The 20,823-nt window shown below is 64.4% G+C and carries 18 protein-coding genes and 1 pseudogene; 6 read left to right on the top strand and 13 right to left on the bottom strand.

Features of this window, described 5'->3' with window-relative positions:
• Window positions 1–21: 21 nt before the first annotated feature.
• Together ACCQ12_RS17840 and ACCQ12_RS17835 are read right to left on the bottom strand one after the other, a co-directional pair.
• A complete protein-coding gene (locus tag ACCQ12_RS17840) occupies window positions 22–495 on the bottom strand; it encodes a response regulator (RefSeq protein WP_166749406.1) in 474 nt (157 codons plus the stop codon).
• Window positions 492–2,699 carry an ATP-binding protein gene (locus ACCQ12_RS17835; RefSeq protein WP_372382378.1) on the bottom strand — a complete coding sequence of 736 codons (2,208 nt, stop codon included), beginning with the start codon at window positions 2,697–2,699 and terminating at the stop codon, window positions 492–494. The genes ACCQ12_RS17840 and ACCQ12_RS17835 overlap by 4 nt, the downstream gene beginning before the upstream one ends.
• 1,377 nt (window positions 2,700–4,076) lie before the next feature.
• On the opposite strand from ACCQ12_RS17835, the gene ACCQ12_RS17830 reads away from it, so the two are divergent.
• Window positions 4,077–4,577 (top strand): BLUF domain-containing protein, encoded by a 501-nt coding sequence (locus ACCQ12_RS17830; protein WP_184441672.1) that lies wholly within the window; start codon window positions 4,077–4,079, stop codon window positions 4,575–4,577.
• A 53-nt stretch (window positions 4,578–4,630) separates the two neighbouring features.
• Here ACCQ12_RS17830 and ACCQ12_RS17825 read toward each other — a convergent pair whose 3' ends face one another.
• The 4 genes and pseudogenes from ACCQ12_RS17825 to ACCQ12_RS17810 form a co-directional block, all read right to left on the bottom strand.
• Window positions 4,631–5,113, bottom strand: coding sequence for a WDGH domain-containing protein (locus tag ACCQ12_RS17825; protein WP_506191680.1), 483 nt, complete (start codon window positions 5,111–5,113; stop codon window positions 4,631–4,633).
• A pseudogene (locus tag ACCQ12_RS17820) lies at window positions 5,086–5,971 on the bottom strand (IS3 family transposase); the annotation flags it as partial. The pseudogene ACCQ12_RS17820 and the gene ACCQ12_RS17825, both read right to left, overlap by 28 nt.
• A gap of 191 nt (window positions 5,972–6,162) precedes the next feature.
• Entirely contained in the window at window positions 6,163–6,441 is a 279-nt protein-coding gene (locus tag ACCQ12_RS17815; RefSeq protein WP_372382377.1) for a hypothetical protein, read from the bottom strand.
• Complete coding sequence (locus ACCQ12_RS17810; protein ID WP_372382376.1) at window positions 6,438–6,656, bottom strand: hypothetical protein; 219 nt, start codon at window positions 6,654–6,656, stop codon at window positions 6,438–6,440. Before ACCQ12_RS17810 ends, ACCQ12_RS17815 begins: the two co-directional genes overlap by 4 nt.
• Before the next feature lie 613 nt (window positions 6,657–7,269).
• Here ACCQ12_RS17810 and ACCQ12_RS17805 point away from each other — a divergent pair.
• Both ACCQ12_RS17805 and ACCQ12_RS17800 read left to right on the top strand, forming a co-directional pair.
• Window positions 7,270–7,533 (top strand): type II toxin-antitoxin system TacA family antitoxin, encoded by a 264-nt coding sequence (locus tag ACCQ12_RS17805; protein ID WP_104579531.1) that lies wholly within the window; start codon window positions 7,270–7,272, stop codon window positions 7,531–7,533.
• 4 nt (window positions 7,534–7,537) lie between these two features.
• The gene (locus ACCQ12_RS17800) at window positions 7,538–8,026 is read left to right on the top strand and encodes a GNAT family N-acetyltransferase (RefSeq protein WP_179456387.1); all 489 of its coding nucleotides are present in this window, start codon (window positions 7,538–7,540) and stop codon (window positions 8,024–8,026) included.
• Between the two features lie 325 nt (window positions 8,027–8,351).
• On the opposite strand, the gene ACCQ12_RS17795 is transcribed toward ACCQ12_RS17800, so the two are convergent.
• Window positions 8,352–9,266 carry a universal stress protein gene (locus tag ACCQ12_RS17795; RefSeq protein WP_372382375.1) on the bottom strand — a complete coding sequence of 305 codons (915 nt, stop codon included), beginning with the start codon at window positions 9,264–9,266 and terminating at the stop codon, window positions 8,352–8,354.
• A 14-nt stretch (window positions 9,267–9,280) separates the two neighbouring features.
• Complete coding sequence (locus ACCQ12_RS17790) at window positions 9,281–10,189, bottom strand: bestrophin family protein (protein WP_047694694.1); 909 nt, start codon at window positions 10,187–10,189, stop codon at window positions 9,281–9,283.
• 212 nt (window positions 10,190–10,401) lie between these two features.
• On the opposite strand from ACCQ12_RS17790, the gene ACCQ12_RS17785 reads away from it, so the two are divergent.
• Window positions 10,402–11,841, top strand: a complete 1,440-nt coding sequence (locus ACCQ12_RS17785; RefSeq protein ID WP_166749401.1) for a sensor histidine kinase — start codon at window positions 10,402–10,404, stop codon at window positions 11,839–11,841.
• On the top strand, window positions 11,834–12,478 hold the full coding sequence (locus tag ACCQ12_RS17780) for a LuxR C-terminal-related transcriptional regulator (RefSeq protein WP_039405954.1): 645 nt from the start codon (window positions 11,834–11,836) through the stop codon (window positions 12,476–12,478). Before ACCQ12_RS17785 ends, ACCQ12_RS17780 begins: the two co-directional genes overlap by 8 nt.
• A 105-nt stretch (window positions 12,479–12,583) precedes the next feature.
• Here ACCQ12_RS17780 and ACCQ12_RS17775 read toward each other — a convergent pair whose 3' ends face one another.
• A complete protein-coding gene (locus tag ACCQ12_RS17775; RefSeq protein ID WP_372382374.1) occupies window positions 12,584–13,267 on the bottom strand; it encodes a YoaK family protein in 684 nt (227 codons plus the stop codon).
• 308 nt (window positions 13,268–13,575) lie between these two features.
• On the opposite strand from ACCQ12_RS17775, the gene ACCQ12_RS17770 reads away from it, so the two are divergent.
• On the top strand, window positions 13,576–15,369 hold the full coding sequence (locus ACCQ12_RS17770; RefSeq protein ID WP_372382373.1) for a methyl-accepting chemotaxis protein: 1,794 nt from the start codon (window positions 13,576–13,578) through the stop codon (window positions 15,367–15,369).
• A gap of 197 nt (window positions 15,370–15,566) precedes the next feature.
• Here ACCQ12_RS17770 and ACCQ12_RS17765 read toward each other — a convergent pair whose 3' ends face one another.
• The 4 genes from ACCQ12_RS17765 to ACCQ12_RS17750 all read right to left on the bottom strand — a co-directional run bounded on the left by ACCQ12_RS17765 (window position 15,567) and on the right by ACCQ12_RS17750 (window position 20,685).
• Window positions 15,567–16,118, bottom strand: coding sequence for a CPBP family intramembrane glutamic endopeptidase (locus tag ACCQ12_RS17765; protein ID WP_184441775.1), 552 nt, complete (start codon window positions 16,116–16,118; stop codon window positions 15,567–15,569).
• Window positions 16,119–16,656: 538 nt separating this feature from the next.
• Window positions 16,657–18,909, bottom strand: a complete 2,253-nt coding sequence (locus ACCQ12_RS17760; RefSeq protein ID WP_372383658.1) for a methyl-accepting chemotaxis protein — start codon at window positions 18,907–18,909, stop codon at window positions 16,657–16,659.
• Between the two features lie 366 nt (window positions 18,910–19,275).
• On the bottom strand, window positions 19,276–19,500 hold the full coding sequence (locus ACCQ12_RS17755; RefSeq protein WP_166753042.1) for a hypothetical protein: 225 nt from the start codon (window positions 19,498–19,500) through the stop codon (window positions 19,276–19,278).
• A 234-nt stretch (window positions 19,501–19,734) separates the two neighbouring features.
• Complete coding sequence (locus tag ACCQ12_RS17750; RefSeq protein WP_372361490.1) at window positions 19,735–20,685, bottom strand: sensor domain-containing diguanylate cyclase; 951 nt, start codon at window positions 20,683–20,685, stop codon at window positions 19,735–19,737.
• Window positions 20,686–20,823 lie beyond the last annotated feature (138 nt).

Raw genomic sequence — 20,823 nt, 5'->3', positions numbered from 1 at the left:
ACCGGCGCGTCCGTCCTTGGCTCAGTCATTCTTCGGGCTCTTGCCAGGCGGTAGCGGACGATGCGGTGGTGGCTGGTTGGTGATGCCCCAGAACATGCCGAGCCCCTGGATGGCTTCGAAGAATTCCTTGAAGTCGACGGGCTTGACCACAAAGGCATTGACGCCCAACTGATAGCTCTTGATGAGGTCCGGCTCCTCGCGTGAGGAGGTCAGCATCACCACCGGCGTGCTGCTGAGCGCGGGATCGCCGCGAACCTCAGCCAGCACCTCGAGCCCGTTCACCTTCGGAAGCTTGAGGTCCAGCAGCACCACCACTGGACCGCCATGTTGCGCGCCGGCGTAGGCACCTTCACAACGCAGGTAATCCAATGCCTCCGCGCCATCCCGCACGTGCGCGACATCGTTCAGCAGCTGGCAACGTGCCAGGGCCGCCATGGTCAGCTCCGCGTCCTTGGGGTTGTCCTCCACGAGCAGAATGGGACGAAGATCTCTCACGAGTTGCCTCCGAGGAAAAAGGGAATGGTGAAATAGAACGTCGCGCCCGTGCCGATCTCGCCCTGGGCCCAGGTCCGGCCGCCATGTCGGCCAACGATCCGTTGCACGTTGGCCAGCCCGATGCCCGTGCCCTCGTATTCGTCGGAGTGATGCAGGCGCTGGAACACCCCGAACAACTTGTTGACGTAGCGCATATCGAAGCCACAGCCATTATCACGGACGAAGAAAACGTCCTCGATGTCGGTGCGCTCGTGCCCGACCTCGATGCGCGGGGTAGCGCTGTCGCGGGTGAACTTGATCGCGTTGGCCAACAGGTTCTGCCAGACCAGGCGCAGCATGGCCGGGTCGGCATCCACTCTGGGAAGGGGCGGCAACACCCATTCGATCGAGCGGCCGCTGTATTCCATCTCCAGCTTATGGCGGACATCGTCGACCAGCGTGCGCATGTCGATGCTCAGCCGCCCCAGCGTGGAGCGGCCCATCTGCGAGAAGCTCAGCAGGTCGTCCACCAGGATGCCGGCCGACTTGGCCGATTCGGCAATGGTCGCCAGATAGCGGCGTTCGGTGTCGGTCAGGCGCTCGGCTGCCGAGGAGCCAAGCAGTTCGGAGTAACCGACGATATGGCGAAACGGCGCACGCAGGTCGTGACTGACCGAATACGAAAACGCCTCCAGTTCCTTGTTGCTGCGGAGCAGTTGCTCGTTGAGCTCGGCCATTTCCTCGGCCTTGCGCAGCACGATGTCGACGATGGCCACACGCAGTTCCATCGCCGCGTCCTGATCGACGTCCTCCCAGGGCAAGGCCTGCTTGTGCACGATTTCCTTCCAGGCCTCGAACGACATGCGAGGGGACAGCACCTGGCCGGATGCCTTCTTGCGTGGGTCGCCGCCCCAGCGAACCGTCCGCACGACCTCGGGCCGAAACCACAGCACGAAGCTGTCGTGCAACTGGGAGATCGATAGCGAGAGCACGCCACTGGCGACATCGGAGAACGCATCCGCGTCGTCCCATACCGCAGGCAGCCGGTCGGTGTGAAACAGATCCTCGCTCCCCTGATGGGAGGTCAGCCACTGCACCAGCTTCAGCACCTGCGGTTGGGTGGGGCATTCGCCCAGCAGCACGCACTCGTCGCGATGCACGATGGCTGCGCCATTGGAGCGCGTCAGTGCCAGCAGGCTTTGCGGGTCGCGGCCGAGTGCGGCCATGAAGTTTTCGTCGCCTGCCATTCGGCCCAACAGCTGCACTTGGATTGCGCGCCGGCTCACACGCTCTTCCACCCGCATCGCTCGCTCCTTGAGCGACACCTGCAGCGAGAAGATCTGCCCGATGAACTCGCACGCCGTGCGCACCGGATGGGACACCCGCAAGGGCGTGTGGTGGTGGCAGGAAATCAGGCCCCATAGGCGGCCTTCGCACACGATGGAAATCGACAGCGATGCGGCGGTGCCCATGTTTCGCATGTACTGCAGATGCACCGGCGACACACTGCGAAGCACGGCCAGGCTCAAATCGGTCGGTCTGTCGCGCACGTGACCAGGGGCGACGACCAGGGGTACCGGCACATAGGCGTTGTTGGCGATCAGCCGTACCCGGTTGCGCCGGTACAGCTCGCGCGCCTGTGCGGGGATGTCGGACTCGGGAAAGCGCAGATCCAGATAGGAGGGCAGGACATCGTTGCGATCCTCCGCCAGGACCGCGCCATTCCATTCGTCGTCGAATTTGTAGATCAAGGTCCGGTCGAAGCCGGTCAGTGCGCGGATGTGTGTGGCGGCGACCTGGCACAGCTCGGTCGGTGTGGCCGCCTTCTCGATGGTCTCGATGAACTGACGGATCGTGGGATACATATCTTCGAGCGCCCCAGGTGCGCCTCCCACCGGTTCCTCGAGTTCGACCAGGATGTCTGCGTCGGAGCGGTGGGCCAGGGCGGGATACGTGCCGTACTCGCCCAACGCAAGCATGCCCAGGAAGACCGACGCGCCAGGCTGGAGCGCCGAGAGTTGCGCGCAGGAAAACGCGAGTACGCCGTTCAGCACGGTCGAGAGCGCGGCGCCCAACGGGTCGCCGAAGTGCTCGAGCAGCGCAGGATTGGAGGCGGCGCGCTCGACGACGCACAAGCTGGATGGATCGACGACCAGCAAGATCCCGTGAGGCTGGATCGCGCCCGGGATGTGGATCGGCTCCCTGGCACAGCTGGACAGATCCAAGACGGGCTCAAGAGTTGATTCGGACGACAATGCCTGCTCCTGCTGCTACACGGTTGAGGATCGGCAGCTCGAAAGCGACACCAGCACTGCCGCTGCGGGAGATCGCATCACCGTGTGCCGAGCCCGCTTATGTTGCCCGAAATGGGCATGGGTGCCTACTCGAAGACGCGGTCCTGATGTGAAGGAAGTCGAAGCAACGTACCAAAGGCTGACAGGCCAAGCATCTTGCGATGGCGGCGATGCTGAATGACTCAGGCGGATCGTCACATCGCGCGGTTACTGCGCCTGGCAGGAGCGCCGTCCACTGACACCGGGCATGATGCCGACGCCATACCAAGGCAAGGCATCAGACGCAGCACGCGGATGCGACAGCACACGCCATGCCGTCTTCAGGTGAGTCAGGTCAGCGTTTTTCAATGACGGCTATGCAGAACGTCGCTCACACGAAAGCAGCTGTGCTCGCGATGCGCTAACGGCGATGCCAACGTGGTCGACATCGCAGCATAGGAGCGTAGGGGCAATACGATGCAAGCCGGGCGAAAGGTTTGCGCGTGGAGCGCCATCGTGACCATCGAGCTGCCGTCGCATTCAGGTGTTATCTCTCGGTTCGATTGACTGGAGCGTCAGCAGGCATTGCCGTAGGCCTGCCCAGAACAATGCTTGAGCATCGAGTGCTGAATCGGTTTCGGGTCGCTCCAAGGGAGCGATGTTTTTGCCAGGCAAGGTATTCAGCCGCTCAACAGCGAGTCGATATGGGCAGAGCAAAGGCACTGCACACGTGGGGGCATGCCTGTCTCTTGGCATACCTCTGGTCGAATCTTCTGTGCTGCCGGGCTTGCTGGTGACCACGGGCCTCAGCGCGATGGCCAGCGCTTGTACCGAGGTGACGCCATCGTCAAGGTCAACGTCGCCAAGATGCAGCTGAGCAAGTGACAGAATCGCCGGCCGCCCTCATCGGTCTTTGCCGAGCGCGGCGCAAGCCGGCGGCGCACCGCTGTTGGCCTTGTGGATGGCTGAACCACGGCACGGAAAGCCGAGCTAGATCAGAAGCGCGCTGACCGGCAGCCATGAAGGCGCCGGATTGAAACAGGCCGGGCCGAGTAAGAGGGCGTAGGTGAAGGCGGCAGAGATGGCATGGCTCAACCTCTCGCCAGCTATGGGGTCAGGGCAAGAGACGGGCCAGGTGTTAGCATAATGACTAATATATATTCTTTGCTCGTCGGAATTGTTCAGGTCGCTCTAGGCTGCGCTCGCAGTCTTTCAGTACCATACGAACGGGTACTCACCGTGACTTGTTTAGGAAGAGATCGCAGCGAGCGGGCCGCGTTGCGCTGGCGACATCTTCGCCTTACCTGGGCCGCGTGGTCGACATAGGAAATGTCGGCATCAATAGACCTGCAAATACGGATATGGGTCGGGTCATACCGAGATGCTTTCTTGCCAAATCCACCGTTGCAGGCTGTTGCTTACGTCAGCGAGGGGCGCCGCCCCATGTCGATGGGCGAAGTCGATCGCCTTCTGATCTCCTCGAGTGCACATAACTCGCAAGCTGGCATCACTGGCGTGCTGTTGTATGACGGAGCTCGATTTTTCCAATACTTCGAGGGTTCGCCCGCAGGCGTGCGGGAGACCTACGATCGCATCAAGCAGTCGTCCCGCCACGTGGTTATTGCCGAGGTGTACAACGGGTCGATCGTCGAGCGCCACTTCCCCGACTGGCAAATGGCATGCAGGAAGGTACTAACGGGATCAATTGTTGAACTCAGTGCGCAGCGCTGGTCTAGGACACGGATGGCCCTGTCGGCCGCAGGCAGGAAGCCTGAGGCAGTGTCTCAGCTGATCAAGTTCTGGGAAGGCGGGGAAATCTCGGTTCCGTAGAGGGGCTATGGCGAGAGCAATCCGCTGCCCCACGTGCACCGGCAATTAGCCCGTCAGCCGGCATGCGTCTTTCTGCTGCTGTAAGCGCGCCAGGTTGGGCGCGCTTCGCCCAGATCCAGCATCTTCGTCCACTGCTCCAACCGCTTGTATTTTTCTTCCTGCGAGTGGCCGTCGTAGTGGCCGAGGTAAGCTGGAAGCCCTTGGAAGTAGTCGGCATCCTCTTCCCCAAAATGCCAGGAAATCTGCCCTGTGGGCAGGTCGATGAGCACACAATTTTGTGCTCTTCCATTGTTGTCCTGAACACGTGTCTGCGAAATGCCTGCGGGAAATAGACGCGCCAATAGCGCTATGACCTTGTTGCGCTCCTGAACCGCCTCATCACGCTTTCTCAGTAGCTCGTTGTTGTCACGATTGATGTCCAGAGTGACGTACTCGTGCGCGGGAAGGGGTTCGTTGTAAGCCGAGTGCTGCGAAGGGAGCGTGCAGCGGAGCTTTCGAGAGGATGCTCCAGGGTGTGATTGGTTGTAGTCGGCCAGCCAGTGTTCGGTCTGTTCGCGAACCTCGCTCAGCGTGCGGAACAGATGCATGTCCAGCACGCGCCGGTAGCTGCCGTTGAAGCGTTCGATAAACCGTTTTGCATTGACGCGCCGGCTCGATGAAGTCCAAGGCGATACCCTTGCGCTCGGCCCGTTCGGCCAAGGCCACTGCGACAAACTCCGGGCCATTGTCCAAACGAAGCTAATTGGGATAGCCGCGCCAGGCCGCGATGCGTTCCAAGGTGCGGATGACGCGGGCGGCCGGAAGATTCAAGTCCACTTCGATCGCCAATGCTTACCGGCTGAAGTCGTCGATGACATTGAACGTACGGAAGCGTCGACCATCCCACAACGCATCGGACATGAAGTCGATCGACCATCCGGCATTGGGGTGTGCTCCGCATGCCAGCGGTTGTGGATGACGGGTTGGGACTCGGCGCCTGCTGCGACGACATTGATTGAGCTTCATCAGGCAGTACACGCGCCATAACCGTTTATGATTCCACACATGTCCGCGACGGCGGATGATCTGAAAGAGCTTTCCAAAACCACGCTCGGGAAAGCGCTCGGCCAATTCGGAAAGCAGCGCAATGACTTCCTCGTCGCGATCGGGACGGCGCCGATAGCGGGCTGTCGAGCGAGCCACGCCAACGACCGCACAGGCCCGGCGCTCGCTCCAGCCATGCTGCTCGACGAGCCAGGCAAGAAGCGGGCGTTTGTGCGCCGGGTCTACAGCTTTTTTGCGATGACATCCTTCAATGCATGGTTTTCCATCGCGAGCTCGGCGTACATGCGTTTGAGCTTGCTGTGCTCGGTCTCCAGGTCGCGAAGGCGCTGCACATCAGCTGCCTCCATGCCACATAACCCGTTGGTTGCATGTTCGAATTCTGGTGGGCCACCATAGAGAGTAGGCACGTGGACGCGCATCCAAGTGCCTTTTGTCAGTCGGAAAAGTGTCGGGAACATTCGGAGGCCTATCGGAAACAGTCTTTTTTTGAGCTGATCGCGGAGTCGGCGTGTTTCTCGATAAGCGTTTGCGTGGGCGGTATTTATTGTGCAGGTCCATTGCGGTGCGCTTGCCTGCGCAGCCAAGTGAGGACATCAACTGCCGGGTCTTCATACATGCAGACATGCAGCCGGCCCAGCACGATGCTCTGCGTATCGCCGCCCGGCAGAACGTCATCAAAGCCGGTGGCTTCGCAGGCGATGAGGACCGGCGGTAGATCGGGCTGCGCATCGGAATGCAGCATGGCCAGCACGTAGCCTTGCATCATCTCGAAGCTGAGGGTGACGCCGGTGCAGACGCGGAAGTGTTTGCGCGTACTCATCGCCGCACCTGCGCAGACAAGATATCGACGGTAGCGATTGCTGCATCACCGTCGGCAAGCCTGATAGGTTGAATGGCTTCGCCTGCCTGTGCGAAGAGTGCTATCTGGCCCAGCCATGGGGCATGGCCGCATTCGGAGGTGTTGGCGATCAGGTCGACATGGTGGACGGTCTGACGCGCAGCAGATGCGGGCGTTTCTTGGGTGTCGTAGGACATATGGATTTCCTCAGGTTTTGGAAATCCGTCACCCCGACGCCAATCCGGGTGACGGACGGTACGCGGTTGGCGTGCCGGCCTGAGGACCGGTGGGCCTTGCGGCCCCCGCGCACCGCCCGCCATAAAGCTGGCCGGCATGCGCCAGCGATCACGCTGGCGATAAAAAAAGCGCCATGCATCGATCGATGGGCGCTGGTGCGCCTCAGGTTCCGGGACGCCAATCCCGGTCGCCGATTGTGCGGCGACGCCCGAATACTCGCTCTAGCTCACGGCGCGTGTCAACGGAAAAGCTTTGGAGTCGGCGTAGCTCATTTCGAGAATCTCCGGCACGACGTGGTCGTGCCTGACGCTCTTTCAGATTGGGCGCTGTAGCCGGCGAGCGAGCACGCGCGGCGCAGTTCAACGCAGACAGCCGTCTCGCCCAATCTCTTGTGCCAAGCGTTGGCCGAAGCGCCTGTTTGCCGCTAACGGCTGTCACGCGCAACGCTTGTCTGCTGTCTTGTCCAAGCTGCCCAGGTCGTTGAAGGTCAACCACAACGCCCGCCAGGGGCAGGGAGGTCATTTGACATGAATGGCATGTACGGTAATATTCCGTACAAGATAGGAGCCTGCCATGACCAACGCCGCTGCCCGCCTCGATCTGCGCTTAGACCCTGCCGACAAGGCGCGGATTTCCCGTGCCGCCGATCTGCGTGGCGTGCCGCTTTCGGCCTTTGTGCGCGATGCGGTCATGCGCGAGGCCGAGAGCGTCATGGCTGCCGAGTTGACGGTGACGTTGTCGGCAGAGGAGTCCAGGCGATTCCTGAAAGCCTTGGATGCACCCTTCCAGCCCAACGCCAAGTTGAGGAAGGCGCTCGCCCGCGTTGCGCAGGGCTGAGTGCGTGCTCATCGTTGAGCAACTCCAGGCAAAGCGGCATGACCGCAACAGCTTCAGCTGTGGGGAGCCGACACTGGATGCTTATTTGCGACGGCAGGCGGTGCAGCACCATCGCGATGGCATCAGCACGACCCATGTCCTGGTGGATGATGAGGTTGCTGGCAACATTCTGGGCTACTACACCTTGTCAGCGGCTCAGCTCTTGCTGACAGCGTTACAGGAGCAGGATCGCAAGCGCCTGCCCAACTACCCGGTGCCCGCGATCCGGATGGGACGCTTGGCGGTTTCATCAGCAGAGCAGGGTAAGGGGTATGGGGATTACCTGCTGGCACATGCGGTCGCTCGCTGCTTGGGTTTGCGAGAGCAGTTGGGCGTGCGGGTGCTGCTGGTGGATGCCTTGCATACGAAGGCAGCCGGGTTCTACAAGAGCTACGGATTCCGTGAGGCTGCTGAGAGTGCGATGACACTGTATCTGCCGTTGGGGACTTCGTAATCCGACCCAACGTCGTTGTTGAGGCGCTCCGCCGCTGCAACGCGTGAAAGCTGCCGTGTGGCAGATCGGAGATGATGTGCTCGGAGTTCGCCGGCGTTGCTCAAACGCGCATTGATTGCTGGACGGAGATACCCGCCGTCGCGCCCTGCCATGATGCGGTGGTGACGCAGGCCATTCCAATAGCGGTGCTCCAGCGGTGCAGGGCTGAAATTCTCCCGCCTTCGAGGTGTGCACGGTCTCGCCTTATTGCGTGCGGGTGGCAGGTCAGACATCGAAACGGTTTGACAGCCTCGGCATGCATGCACCAAATCGGGCGAAAGGGCGTCTACGCGCGCAGCAACCATCTGGCGCGGCCGCGGCGGCGTCGCGGCGTGTCCTGGTTGGGTGCGGTGCCGATGGCCGGGCGGCGCAGATGCGACGGTGGCAGGCAGATCAGCACGCAGGGGGTCTTGGCCAGGGTGGCCTGCAGCGAGGAGCGCCAGACACCGCGGCGGACGACAGCGTCGTGTTCGACGACGAGCACGTCGGCACAGGCGCGTTTGAGCAGGCCGGCGATCTCGCGGCGTGGGTTGCCCACGGCCACATGCAGCCGCACGCGCAGGTCATCATCGTGCAGTTGAAGGGCCAGGTCGCTGAGCCAGCTGGCGGCTGCGGCTTCGGTCAGGGGCTTGTCGTTGAACAGGCTGTCCACCAGCAGGCCTTCGCTGATGTCCGGCATGACGTGCAGCAGGTGCAGGTCCGCGCCGCGACGGCGCGCCATGGCGGCGGCATCGCGCAATGTGTCGAGACTGGTCTCGCGGCCGGTGATCCAGCAGGCGACATGGCCGCCGCCCGCGCCGTCGCGCGGGATGGCGTCGGCGTAGGGAAGGGTGAGCATGGGGGTGGCGACGCGTTCGAGCACGCGTGCACGCAGCGAGACATGCAGCGGCCGTGGCAGCCCAGTGCGTTCGGACGGCGGCATGATCAGCAGTGCGTCGTCGCGGCTGCGGCAGAACGAGACGATACCGGCGGCGGCCGGGCCGCTGGCAAGCGCGCGCTCGCAGCCCGGGTAGTTGGAGGCTTCGGCAAAAAACGCGTCCAGCGATTGCCGGGCCTGCGCGCGCTTGCCCTTGGCATGCACGTGCAGGATGGTGAGGCGGGCGCGCAGGCGGTCCACCAGTTGCGCCACGGTGGGAATGGCCGCGTGGCAGGTTTCGGAAAAGTTGGTCGCAAAGATCAGGTGGGTTGGCGTGGTCTGCATGGCACTCTCCGTGGTCAGTAGATGAAGCCGTCGATGGCGCGCACTTCGCGCAGTGGCACGCGCTGGCCCAGCATTTCGCGCAGTGTCAGCTCGATGCCGCGCGACAATGCGGTCATCGGGGTGTCGTGCACGGTGTTTTCGAACGGGTCTTCGATGGCGCTGCTGGCGCTGTCGATGGCGATCAGGGTGAAGCTGATCAGGACCGAGGCGATCGGCATGGCCAGGCCCATGCCGGCGATCAGGCCCAGCGGCACCAGCCAGCAATACATGTTCACCAGCGTCCTGGGCAGCGATGAAAACTGCCGCGGCAACGGGGTGTTCTTGATGCGCTCGCAGGCGCCCTGGATATTGGCCAGCGCAGTGAGGTTGGCGTCCAGCGACGACCAGCGCAGGCTGTCGAGCATGCCGTGGTCGCGCGCCTGCTGCAGCTGCTGGCCCAGGCGCAGGGTGAGCGCGTTGGGGATGTTGGCGTAGCTGCGCAATGCGTCGGCACGTGCCTGCCCCAGCAGGCCGGTGAGTTCGGGGAAGGGATTCTGTCGGCGCAGGTGGCAGCGCAACGCATGGACGAAGGCGACCTGGTGGACGACGATGTCATCGCGCAGTGCGCGCTGGCGCGGGTCGTCGGGGTCCACATCCAGTGCGGTCAACGCCTGGCGTGCGATGGCACGCGAGGTATTGACCAGCGCGCCCCATAGCTGGCGTGCCTCCCACCAGCGGCCATAGGCCGCATTGGCGCGAAATGCCAGGAAAATGGTGAGCGCCGAGCCCAGTTGTGCCAGCGGCAGCGCTTCGATGGACAGCCAATGCCAATCGAAGAAGGTGTACAGCACGGCCACGGCACAGTCGAAGGCCAGCAGCACCAGCAGGCGCTTGTAGGTCTTGGGCCAGATGCGCCGCAACGGAAACGTATCGCGGGTGATCATGGAGGGGCAGCCAAGGTGGGGTGGCCGCATTACACCCGGCCTGCACGGTTGTGTCTGCCATCCTTGCGCCGGCATCGGACAGGCTGCAGGCGGTCCGAACGATGCGGCCGGGCTATCTTTCGATAGGGTGAAATCTGCGTCCCAGGCCGGCATGTTGTGGTGTTGAGGATGTGGCGAGGAGCGAATTTGCAGCGCAAGTGCACCGGTGGGCGATGGACAGACTGAGGCTGCCATTCAAGTGGCGCGGGCAGGTGGTCAAACTCAATCGCGGCCCGACGCTGTGGGCATCATTGGCGATGCTGGCCTCGCTGGTGTGGGCCGAGTGGTATTCGCACCTGGGCGTCTCGCTGGGGCTGCTGTACATCCTGCCGGTGGTGCTAGCCGCCACGGTGTTGTCACGACGCGACATCGTCATTGCCGCAATTGCCTGCGCCGTGCTGCGCGGGTTGTTCGTGACCGAGGAGACCCTGGTCGAACAGGCGCTGCGGTTTTTCATGGCCACGATCGCCTATGCCGGCTGCGGCCTGCTGGTGGCAGAGATCAGCCGCACGCGGCGAGTGATCCTGGCCCATTACGTGCAGCTGCGTGCCGAGCAGCGGCTACGCCGACGGCTGGAGCGGCAACTGCGCCTGCTGGCCGAAAGCAGCCCGGCAGCGCTGCTCACCGTGGCCGGCGACGGCCGCATCGTGGCCGCCAACCGGGCCGCGCACGAGATCCTGGACATGGCCGACGACGGTGGACTGGAAGGCCGCGCGGTGCGCGAGTTCCTGCCCTTGCTCGACGATGCGCTCAGCATGAGCGCCAACCTGGATGGCATGCGTACCTCGGCCAGCACCTGGGGCTGCCGCAGCGACGGCACCCGGTTTCCGGCCACCACCTGGTTCTCGGTCTACGAAGACAGCCAGGAGCGCCATCTGGCCGCGATCCTGGTCGACACCAGCGAGGAAGTGCGCGCGCGCGAGTCGGCGCATTTTGACGATGTGTTGAAGAACAACCGGCTGTTGGCCGGTGCGGTGTCGCACGAGATCCGCAACCTGTGTTCGGCCGCAGGCGTGGTCACCTCCAACCTGGCGCGACATCCGGCCATCGGTGCAGACCCGGATCTGGCTGCGCTGCGCAGCCTGGTGGCGGCGCTGATGGAGCTGGCGTCGTTCAACCTGCGCCGGCAGCTGCCCGACGAGGTGCACGAAACGCGGCTGCAGACGTTGTGCAGCGAGCTGGACGTGATCATCCGCTCCGACTGGGAAGACATCGACGGCCAGCTGATCATCCAGATCCCGGCCGAGTTTCCGTCGCTGCAGGGCGACCGCCATGCGTTGCTGCAGGTGCTGCTCAATCTGGCGCGCAATTCGTTGCGCGCGGTACAGGGGCTGCCGCCGCACCGCCGGCAGTTGATCGTGAGTGCGCGCCTGGAGCAGGGCCGTGCGGTGGTGAGCGTGCGTGACACCGGGCCGGGCATCGCCGAGCCGGCCCGCCTGTTCCAGCCGTTCCGCAGCGACAGCGATGGCTCCGGGCTGGGGCTGTACATCTCGCGGGCGCTGATGGCCAACCAGGGCGGCCTGCTACGCTACGCGCCCGGCGGGCAAGGCGCGTGTTTCGAGCTGCATCTGCCGCTGGCGCACGCACCGCATGCGGAGCTGCCCGATGGATGAGGCGCCGCGCCCACCGGTCCGGCTGTACCTGCTGGACGACCACACGCTGTTCCGCGAGGGGCTGCTGCGCCTGCTCGGCGCCGATGCGCGCTTTGAGGTGGTGGGCCAGTCCGGCGCGCTGGCGCAGGCCATCGTGCAGATCGCATCGCTGGCGCCGGACGTGGTGATCCTGGACTACGACATGGGCGAGTACAACGCGCTGGACTACATGCGCCGCCAGGCCGAGCAGGCGCGCCGCCCGGCCACGCTGGTGGTCACGGCCGGCCTGCCCGAGCGCGACGCGCTGGCCCTGATCCGCCTGGGCGTCTCCGGCATCTGCCGCAAGGATGTGTCTACCGATGAACTCATCGACAGCATCCATGCCGTGGCGATGGGCCGGGTGCTGATCGACCAGCGCTACCTGCAATCGCTGGTGGTGCAGGGCACCCAGGAAAGCCGTCCCAGTTTCACCGATCGCGAGCGCGAGGTATTGCGGGGGCTGTTGCGCGGGCAGTCCAACAAATTGATCGCACGTCAGCTGGGCAGCTCGGAAAGCGCGATCAAGGCGACCTTCCAGCAATTGTTCAACAAGCTAGACGTGCGCTCGCGCAGCCAGTTGGTGATGGTGATCCTGCAGGATTACCGCGACCTGGTGTAACGGTGCCGCTGCACGGCCGCCAGGCGCTGTCGCGTGTGCGGTTCTAGCAGCGTGTCTGCCGGCTTGGTCTGCCGCTGGCCGGCAGCCAGGGCAGGCCGACGTTGCTCACTTGGATGCAGACACCGGGCGCTCTTCGCCGCCATGCCGTGCGAGATGAAGTGCCAGGCAGGCGGCAAGGCTGGCCGCCAGCGCTGCCGGAACCAGGAGAACCTGGAAGCCGAAGCGACCGAAGGCCGTGGCGGTAAAGACGCCGCCTGCGACGAATGCGGCCAGCACCAGGCTGCCCAATGACAACCTGCGCCATGGCAGGGCATCGCCGCGCAGGCCTTGCCCCAGCAGCAAGCCCAGGTCGGTGAAAAAACCGGTGAGATGCGTGGTGCGGATCGCCGAGCCGTTGTAGAAGGTGGTCATCGCGTTCTGCAGGCCGCACGCCGCTGCCGCCAGGCAGCCACCCCAGCCATGGCCACTGCCGAGAAGCGCGCATGCGGCGAGCAGCAAGGCGGCCTGCACGCAGAGCAGGCCGACGTAACGCCACGAGAGGGCGCGCCCGCGCAGGACCAGCCCGACCAGCAGCCCGCCGCCCACGAAGCTGGTGACGATCGCGGCCAGTTCTGCGGCCAGGCGCCAGTGCCCGGCTCCCATGGCAAGCGCCCCAAGCGACGCTGTTCCGGTCAGATGGCTCAGCGCCTGGTGCTTGAATCCCAGATAGCCGGCAGCATTGACGATGCCGGCGGTGAATCCCAGCACGGTTGCCCCCAGCCAGACGCGCCGCGGCAGATACAGTCCCACGCTCCGCTCCTCTTCGACTCAGGCGCCTATCTTGCCAGCGTGGGCGCTGCGGGCGGCCATGCTGATCCCGTGCTTCCACAGGTTGATGGGTCTGGTCTGCATCCGCAGCATGAGACAGGAAGCACGCACGTAGCTCGGGCCGACATCGGCGGCGATCGGCGCGACATATCACGCCGCCGGTGGCAACGCCCGTGCAAGGCCTGTGCGCCGCCAGACTGACTGACGGCCCACTCGTGGCGATCCACTCGCTCAAGAACTGCGCGGTCGCTGCCGCTAGCGGGGTCTCCCCAGCAATTGAAGAGACCGCCATGTGGTTTGCCAAGACACCCAACACCGAGCAATGGGGCCGCGCACTGGACACGCTGCAGCAGGCAGGCGCTCCGCAATGGCCGTCGGTGGTGCCCGAGGGCGTGGCCAGGCGCTTGTCCGAGCAGTTGGCCACCCTGCAGCGCGAACGCGCGCAGGCGCAGGCAATGGCGCAAGACGCCACACGGGCACTGCAGCATCTGCAGGGGCGCTTTGACCTGGTCGCCGACGGCACCACCGATGGCCTGTGGGACATCGGTATCGTGGCTGGTGACCCGGGGCATGCGGACAACCCGGTGTGGTGGTCGCCGCAAATGCGCCGGCTGCTTGGCTTCACGTCCGAGCAGGACTTTCCCAATGTGCTCGACAGCTGGGTGCAGCGTCTGCATCCGGACGATCTGCAGCGCACGCTGGATGCCTTTGCGGCGCACCTGACCGACCGCAGCGGCCGCACGCCCTACGACGTGGAAAACCGCATCTGCCTGAAGTCCGGCGAGTACCGGTGGTTCCGCGCCTTCGGTACGACCGCGCGCGATGCAGACGGCACGCCGTTACGCGTTGCCGGCTCCATTACCGACATCACCGAGCGGCGCAAGCGCGACCGCTTCCTGGATATCACCCTGACGCGCTTCGAGCTGGGCTCGCAGATGCTCAGCGACGGCCTGTGGGACATGAGCGTGATCGCCGGTGATCCGATCAACCCCAGCAACGAATTCTGGTGGTCGCCGCAGTTCCGTAACCTGCTCGGGTTTGAGAATGAGCAGGAGTTTCCCAATGTGCTCGACAGTTGGGCCTCGCGGCTGCATCCGGAAGACAAGGCGCGCTCGCTCAATGCATTCGCGGCGCATCTGAACGACCGTAGCGGCCGCACCGGCTTCGACATCGAATACCGCCTGCAGCTGAAGAATGGCCAGTACCGCTGGTTCCGGGCGCGTGGCCTGACCAAGCGCGCGGCCGACGGCACGCCGCTGCGTGCGGTGGGTGCGTTGATGGATATCCAGTCCGGACGCCAGCTGGGCGAAGTGGCGCAGACCCTGAGTCAGGCCGCGGGCGAGATCGTGCAGAGCAACGACAACCTGTCCCGCCGCACCGAGCAGCAGGCCGCCGCACTGGAAGAGACGGCCAGCTCGATGGAGGAGATGACCAGCATCGTGCGCAAGAATGCCGAAGGCGCGCGCCAGGCCAACACGCTGGCCAGCGGCGCGGCCAGCACGGCGCAGCAGGGCGGTGAGCTGGTCAATGGCGTGGTCGACACGATGACGCAGATCGAGGCGTCATCACGCAAGATCGGCGAGATCATCACCGTCATCGACGGCATCGCCTTCCAGACCAACATCCTCGCCCTCAACGCAGCAGTGGAAGCGGCGCGGGCGGGAGAGCAGGGCCGCGGGTTTGCCGTGGTGGCCTCGGAAGTGCGCAGCCTGGCGCAACGCTGCACCAATGCCGCCAAGGAGATCCGCGACCTGATCGCCGACTCCGGCGCAAAGGTGAAGCAGGGCGCCGAGCAGGTGGCGGTGGCCGGCCAGACCATGCAGGAGCTGCTCGCGTCGGTGAGCCGGGTCAACCAGATCATGGGCGACATCGCCAATGCCAGCGCCGAGCAGAGCGCCGGTATCGAGCAGATCAACCAGAGCATCATCCAGATGGATACCGCCACCCAGCAGAACGCGTCGCTGGTGGACACCATGGCTGCGTCGGCACGCGCGCTGGAAGACCAGGCCTCGCTGCTGGTGCAGAGCGTGGCAGACCGTGGGCGCGGCACCGCTGCCAAGCCGGCGCTGGCGCTGGTGGGCTGATCGAGTGAGCGATTGCGGCGATGTGCGTGGGTTGCGCGCATCGTCGCCGGTGTCATCTGCGTGGCACGTCATGGCAAGACTCGGTCACCGCCGTGCCGAGCCTTGTAGTTGTACATGGCGTATCCAATGGTTCTCACGCCGCCAGCGCGCAGGTCACCGCCGTGGCGTCGCCACCCGTCTGTCCGCGACGCATGGCGTTAATACCATCCCAGATACAAGGTGGCGATTCCCCAGGTGTCGATGAGTCCATGCGCCACTACCAGCGCATAGAGGTTGCGCCCGGAGCGCAGATAGACAACGCCCAGCAACGTGCCGACGATTCCTGTCAGCAGCACGCCGGAGATGCCTTGCGCGGCGTGCATCAGGCCAAACACCACGCCTGCGGCCAGCGCCGCAAGCAGCCGCCCGCCGCGATGGCGGCCCAGCATCTGATCGAGCTGGTGCAGCAGGAACGCGCGAAAGACCAGTTCTTCGCCCACTGCGGCACTGAGCCAGGCGCCACCGGCCAGCTGGACGGCCGCCGCCATATTGCCGCGAAGCGCGCCGTAGGCGCTGTAGTCGGTCCGGGTTGCGGTCAACGTATCGATGAGTGGCTGCACCACCGGATTGATCAGTCCGATGACCAACGCCAGCAGCAATAGTGTCCAACCCAGCACGGCGCGAAACGCGGTTGGCGCCAGTCCGCACGCACGCGCCGAGCGCGTTTCGACCCAGACCAGCGCAAGACCAGCGACACCGACCAGAGGCATCCGCCACGGAAACGGCAGCCAAGGAAAGTGCGCCAGAAACAGGATGGCCGCGATCATGACAAGCCGCGAAAGAGGATGCCGCAGCACGGCAAGGCCCGGTTGCACGGCAGGATGTGATGGATCTGGATGATGCATGCCTGATGACACGTTGAACGGTGTCATCGACGTTAGCGGCGACACGCTGTGCGCGTCGCATGCCAGAAGTGATGGTCGTGCCGTTCGCCCCGTCAGCGGGCTTGCTTCGCGCGGTGCGTCGAGCGGTGATTGCAGTGCATCCAGACGCTGTCATCGCGGCTGGACGTTGCACGGCCGCTGTCTGACCAGAGCGGCGCTTGCAGATCAGGCGCCTGGAGATGCGCCGGACGATGCGAAAAACCGATTGTCACTACCTGATTGTCCGGAGCCCTGCAGCGATGAGCAGCCGCAAGCACACCGGCCCCGCGCTTGGCTGCACTGGTCCGATGGCCAGCAGCATCATGTGATCGAGTCGGGCCACGCCGGTCGCGGCCCGGTTGCGGCCCACGCATGCGCGCCGGCCCTAAAACTCCTGCCAGTTGCCGCCATCGGATGCAGCCACCGCCACGTGCGTCTGTTTGGTCGCGTGTCGGTTGGAGGTGACGGGGGCGGTCGTTTTTGCCTTGCCGCTGCCGGCCTTGCGCGCCGGTGCGACCGCCGCCGGTGCGTGCGCTGGCCTGGTCACGCCGCCATCGACCTTGAACACTGCAACGGCCTCGGTCAGCTGGACGGACTGCTCCTCCATCGCGCGGGCAGCCGCGGTGGCTTCTTCCACCAGCGCAGCGTTCTGCTGGGTGGTTTCGTCCATCTGGGTGACGGTGAGGTTGACCTGCTCGATCCCCTTGGATTGTTCCTGCGAGGCGGCAGAGATTTCACCCATGATGTCGGTCACCCGCTGCACGCCGGCAACGATGTCGGACATGGTCGCCCCGGCAGAGTGCACCAGCGTCGAACCCTCGGCCACGCGCTGCACGGAGTCATCGATCAGTGTCTTGATCTCCTTGGCGGCAGCGGTGGAACGCTGGGCCAGGGTGCGCACTTCCGATGCCACCACCGCGAACCCGCGCCCCTGTTCGCCGGCACGCGCCGCTTCCACGGCGGCATTCAACGCCAGGATGTTGGTCTGGAAGGAGATGCCGTCGATGACGCTGATGATGTCTGCGATCTTCTTCGACGAGGCTTCGATACCGGCCATGGTGCCGACCACCTTGCTGACGATCTCGCCGCCCTGCGATGCCACCCCTGCGGCGCTGATCGCCAGCTGGTTGGCCTGGCGTGCGTGCTCGGCGTTCTGGCGCACGGTGGAGGTCAGCTCTTCCATCGATGCGGCCGTCTCTTCGAGATTGGCCGCCTGCTGCTCGGTGCGTTGCGACAGATCCTGATTGCCCGCCGCGATCTCGCTTGCGGCCAAGTTGATGGCGCCGGCCGACTGCTGGATGCGCCCGACAATCTCTGCAAGCTGCGCCGCGGTGGTGTTGGCGTCGTCGCGCATCTGCGCAAACACGCCCTGGAAGCTACCCGTCATCCGCGCGGTGAGATCGCCGGCGGCGATGGACTTCAGCAGGGCCGACAACGACTGCAGATTTCCGTCTGCGGTGGACATCAGGGCATTCAGGCGCTCGACCATGGTGCGGAAGTCGTGCTGGAAGCGCGCGGTGTCGCCACGTACGCCAAAGTCGCCGGCCGCCGCTGCCGCGGCCAGGTGGCTGATTTCGTGATTGATGGCGGTCAGGTTGCGCTTGACCTGATCCATGGTCTCGGTCAGCACTGCCTTCTCGCCAGGCAGCCGGTCCATGTCTTCGGACAGGTCGCCGACTGCATAGCGGCCGGTGATCTGGGCCAGGCGCGTCATGACCTGCACATGCGAGTTTGCCAATGCATTGGCATCGCGCACCATGTGGCCGTATTGGCCCGGGAACGCGCTTTCATCCATGCGGTAGCTGATCTGGCCGGCATCGTGCTGACGTGCCATTTCCACCTGTGCTGCGATGACGCCCTTCAGCCGGTCACGAATGCGGTCAACGGCATTGGCCAGTTGCACGGTCTCGTCCTTGCCGGTCGCCTTGGGGCCGGCATCTGCGTCGAGGACGCCATTGGAGAGTTTTTCGACCTCGCCGACCGCGCGCCGGATGGCACGGGAGATCGTGTTTCCCAACACCAGCGCAGCGCTGATGCCACCCACCGCGATCAGGGCCAACGCAATGGCCGAGAGGATCATTGCGCGCGTGTTGGCTTCCTGCTGCTGCTCGTAACGGAGCTTGGCGGACCTGCCCAGCTCGTCGCGCAAGGTGGAGAGCCCGGCGAAGGTGGCGTTGGCGTTGTCCTTGACCTGGGTGCGGTTGACTTCTGCGCCGGCCGGAATGTCGCCGGCTTCGATCAGCTCGACCTGACGCCGCATGCCATCGTGCATCAAGGCGTAGCTGGCGGTGATCTTCTGCAGCTGCGCAGTGTGGTCGCTTTCATTGCTCAGCAGGCGCTTGAGCTGCGCGATGTTGGATTCCACCTGGGTGAAGCGCGTCTCGTTCTCCTGCTTCCACTGGGCGATCGTGTCCGGCGTACCGATGGCGATCATGCGCAGGATGTTGATGTCGACGCGGGTCAGCTGGCCATCGATGCTGCTCGCCAGGGCCGAACCGGTGAAATCCCGGTTGTAGAGCGTGCCCACCCGGTCCTTGGAACCATGCAGGCTATGCAGCAGGAAGAGGCAGAGCAGGATGCTTGGGATCAATGTCCCCAGCAATGCCAGCAGGAACTTGCGCTTGATGGTAGCGAGCATGGTGGACCTTGGTGAGTGGTGGATCTGCGTGTCGGAACAACGACCACCAACTGACCATCCGAAGGCGTCGTCCGCTCCGGTGCGAGGCTCATCAGCGTTCGGCTTCACCGGTTGGCACTGGTACCGGTGGCTACACGGATTAGCGGCTGTCGGCAGGAACTCTTGATCGGCGACAGCGGCTGCGCGATCGCGGCCGGAGATGATCCTGGCCCGTCGTCCCATATCGATGGGGGAGGTGGGTCGCCTGCTGACTTCTTTCGAGCGCGCACAATGCGTTGGCCGCCATCGCTGGCGTACAGGGCTCACGCCGCTCGTGTGGACAGGCGCACTCCCGGCGCTTGGTCGTAGCCCGCCGTTGTCGGAGCGTCAGGCCAGGCTGACGTTCGACAGGGTCACCAGGCCCGTACTCGACACCTGGCACAAGGCCATCGATTGCCGGGCATAGTCATATGCCGTGTCGCGGTCCGCAAACGCAGCACCGGGCAGGCAATGGCGACGCAGGGTGATGCCGCCGGGCCGGGACACCAGAAGCTCCGGCACGAACTTTCCATGCAGTGGGCAGACGTGGGCGGTGAGCAGATACTCGCCCACGTCCCGGACAGTCGGGGTATCCAAAAGCAAGCCCTCTTGAAGACAGCGGCCGGTGCTGACGGTGCAGCAGCGTCAGCGGATGAGCGCCCGGTAGCGAGCGCGACAAGGCCGCAGTATCGAAGGGAGGGGATGAAGGTTCTGTCGGCGTGGGTGAGCCCGCTTGCAGGGGGCGCCTATCGATCCACGTCGGGCGCTCGACATCGCAGTGCCTGGCGCATGCCGGAACGTTGCGCGTCAGTTGACCGGCGCCACGGCTGGCGCATCGCCGACCGGGCTGGATGGCAGCAGCGGCCCGACCTTGATGAGGTGGTCGATGTTGTTGAGCTGCCCCATCTCCTTGAACCAGCTTGCGCCCCACTTGGCGCTCAGGCCCTTGGAGCGCAGCGACGACTGGATGCGTCGTGCCACCGACAGCAGGCCGGATTCGCTGCTGCCCGGCAGGAACAGCGCAAACTCCCCGTGCGCCAGCCGCGCCAGACTGTCTTGCGGCCGGGTGGCCTGTTTCAGCACGCCGATGGCCGCCATGACGTCCTGCTCGGCGCCGAGCGGGTTTCCCGAGCTGCTGGTATCCAGATCGAACAACAGGACGCCGCCCTGTTCGGTGCGATGGCGGTGATCCGCCGCTGCCTGAAGCAGCTCACGGAAGGCGCCGAGGTCGTAGAGGCCGGCCAGCGTCTGTGTGTCGTCCACGGCCGCGGCATCTGCCGCGGGCTGCGGTAACGCCCCGAGGTGCTGGGCCCAGGAGCCGGCCAGGACGCGCCCGAAGGTCTCCACCAGAGGCAGGAGATGCTCCACCTTTCCCTCCACGACGCGGTCGTCCAGGCCGCACAACATGCCCTCCACCCTGCCGGGGATGCGGATGGGAACGCCCAGGTAACTTGCAATGCCGAGTCTGCTGGCCACCGGCGACTGCGCCAGGTGCTCGAACTTCTGCAGGTCCGGTGCGAACTGCGGCCCGCCCATGACCATCATGCTGCGGCAGACCGATTCGGGCCAACTCAAGAACTGGTCCACCGCCAGGCCGAAGGACGCGTCCGTGCAGGCCCGGATGATCCAATGGTCGTTCTTGATTTCTGCAAGCACCCAGGTTTTCAGCGGTGTCAGCTCCGCAAGGCGCTGCAGCAGTTCCCCGGCAGTGTCGTCCAGGCCAGCGAAGGGCACCTGGGTTGTGAGTTCGTTGGCCATGCAGGCTCGCTCCATTGATTCAACCCATAGCGGCAGGATCGATCGGAGCTATAGCGGATGCACCCTCGACTTTATGAACCGAGCAGGCGTCAGTGCGCGGGAACTGCCCGAACGCCCGATCGCTGGCGGTGTCGTCGT

This window comes from Xanthomonas sp. NCPPB 1068, from assembly GCF_041479385.2.
Lineage (GTDB): Bacteria > Pseudomonadota > Gammaproteobacteria > Xanthomonadales > Xanthomonadaceae > Xanthomonas > Xanthomonas cannabis.
Note: the sequence above shows the minus strand (reverse complement) of the source record. Positions and strands in the feature narration are given on the sequence as shown.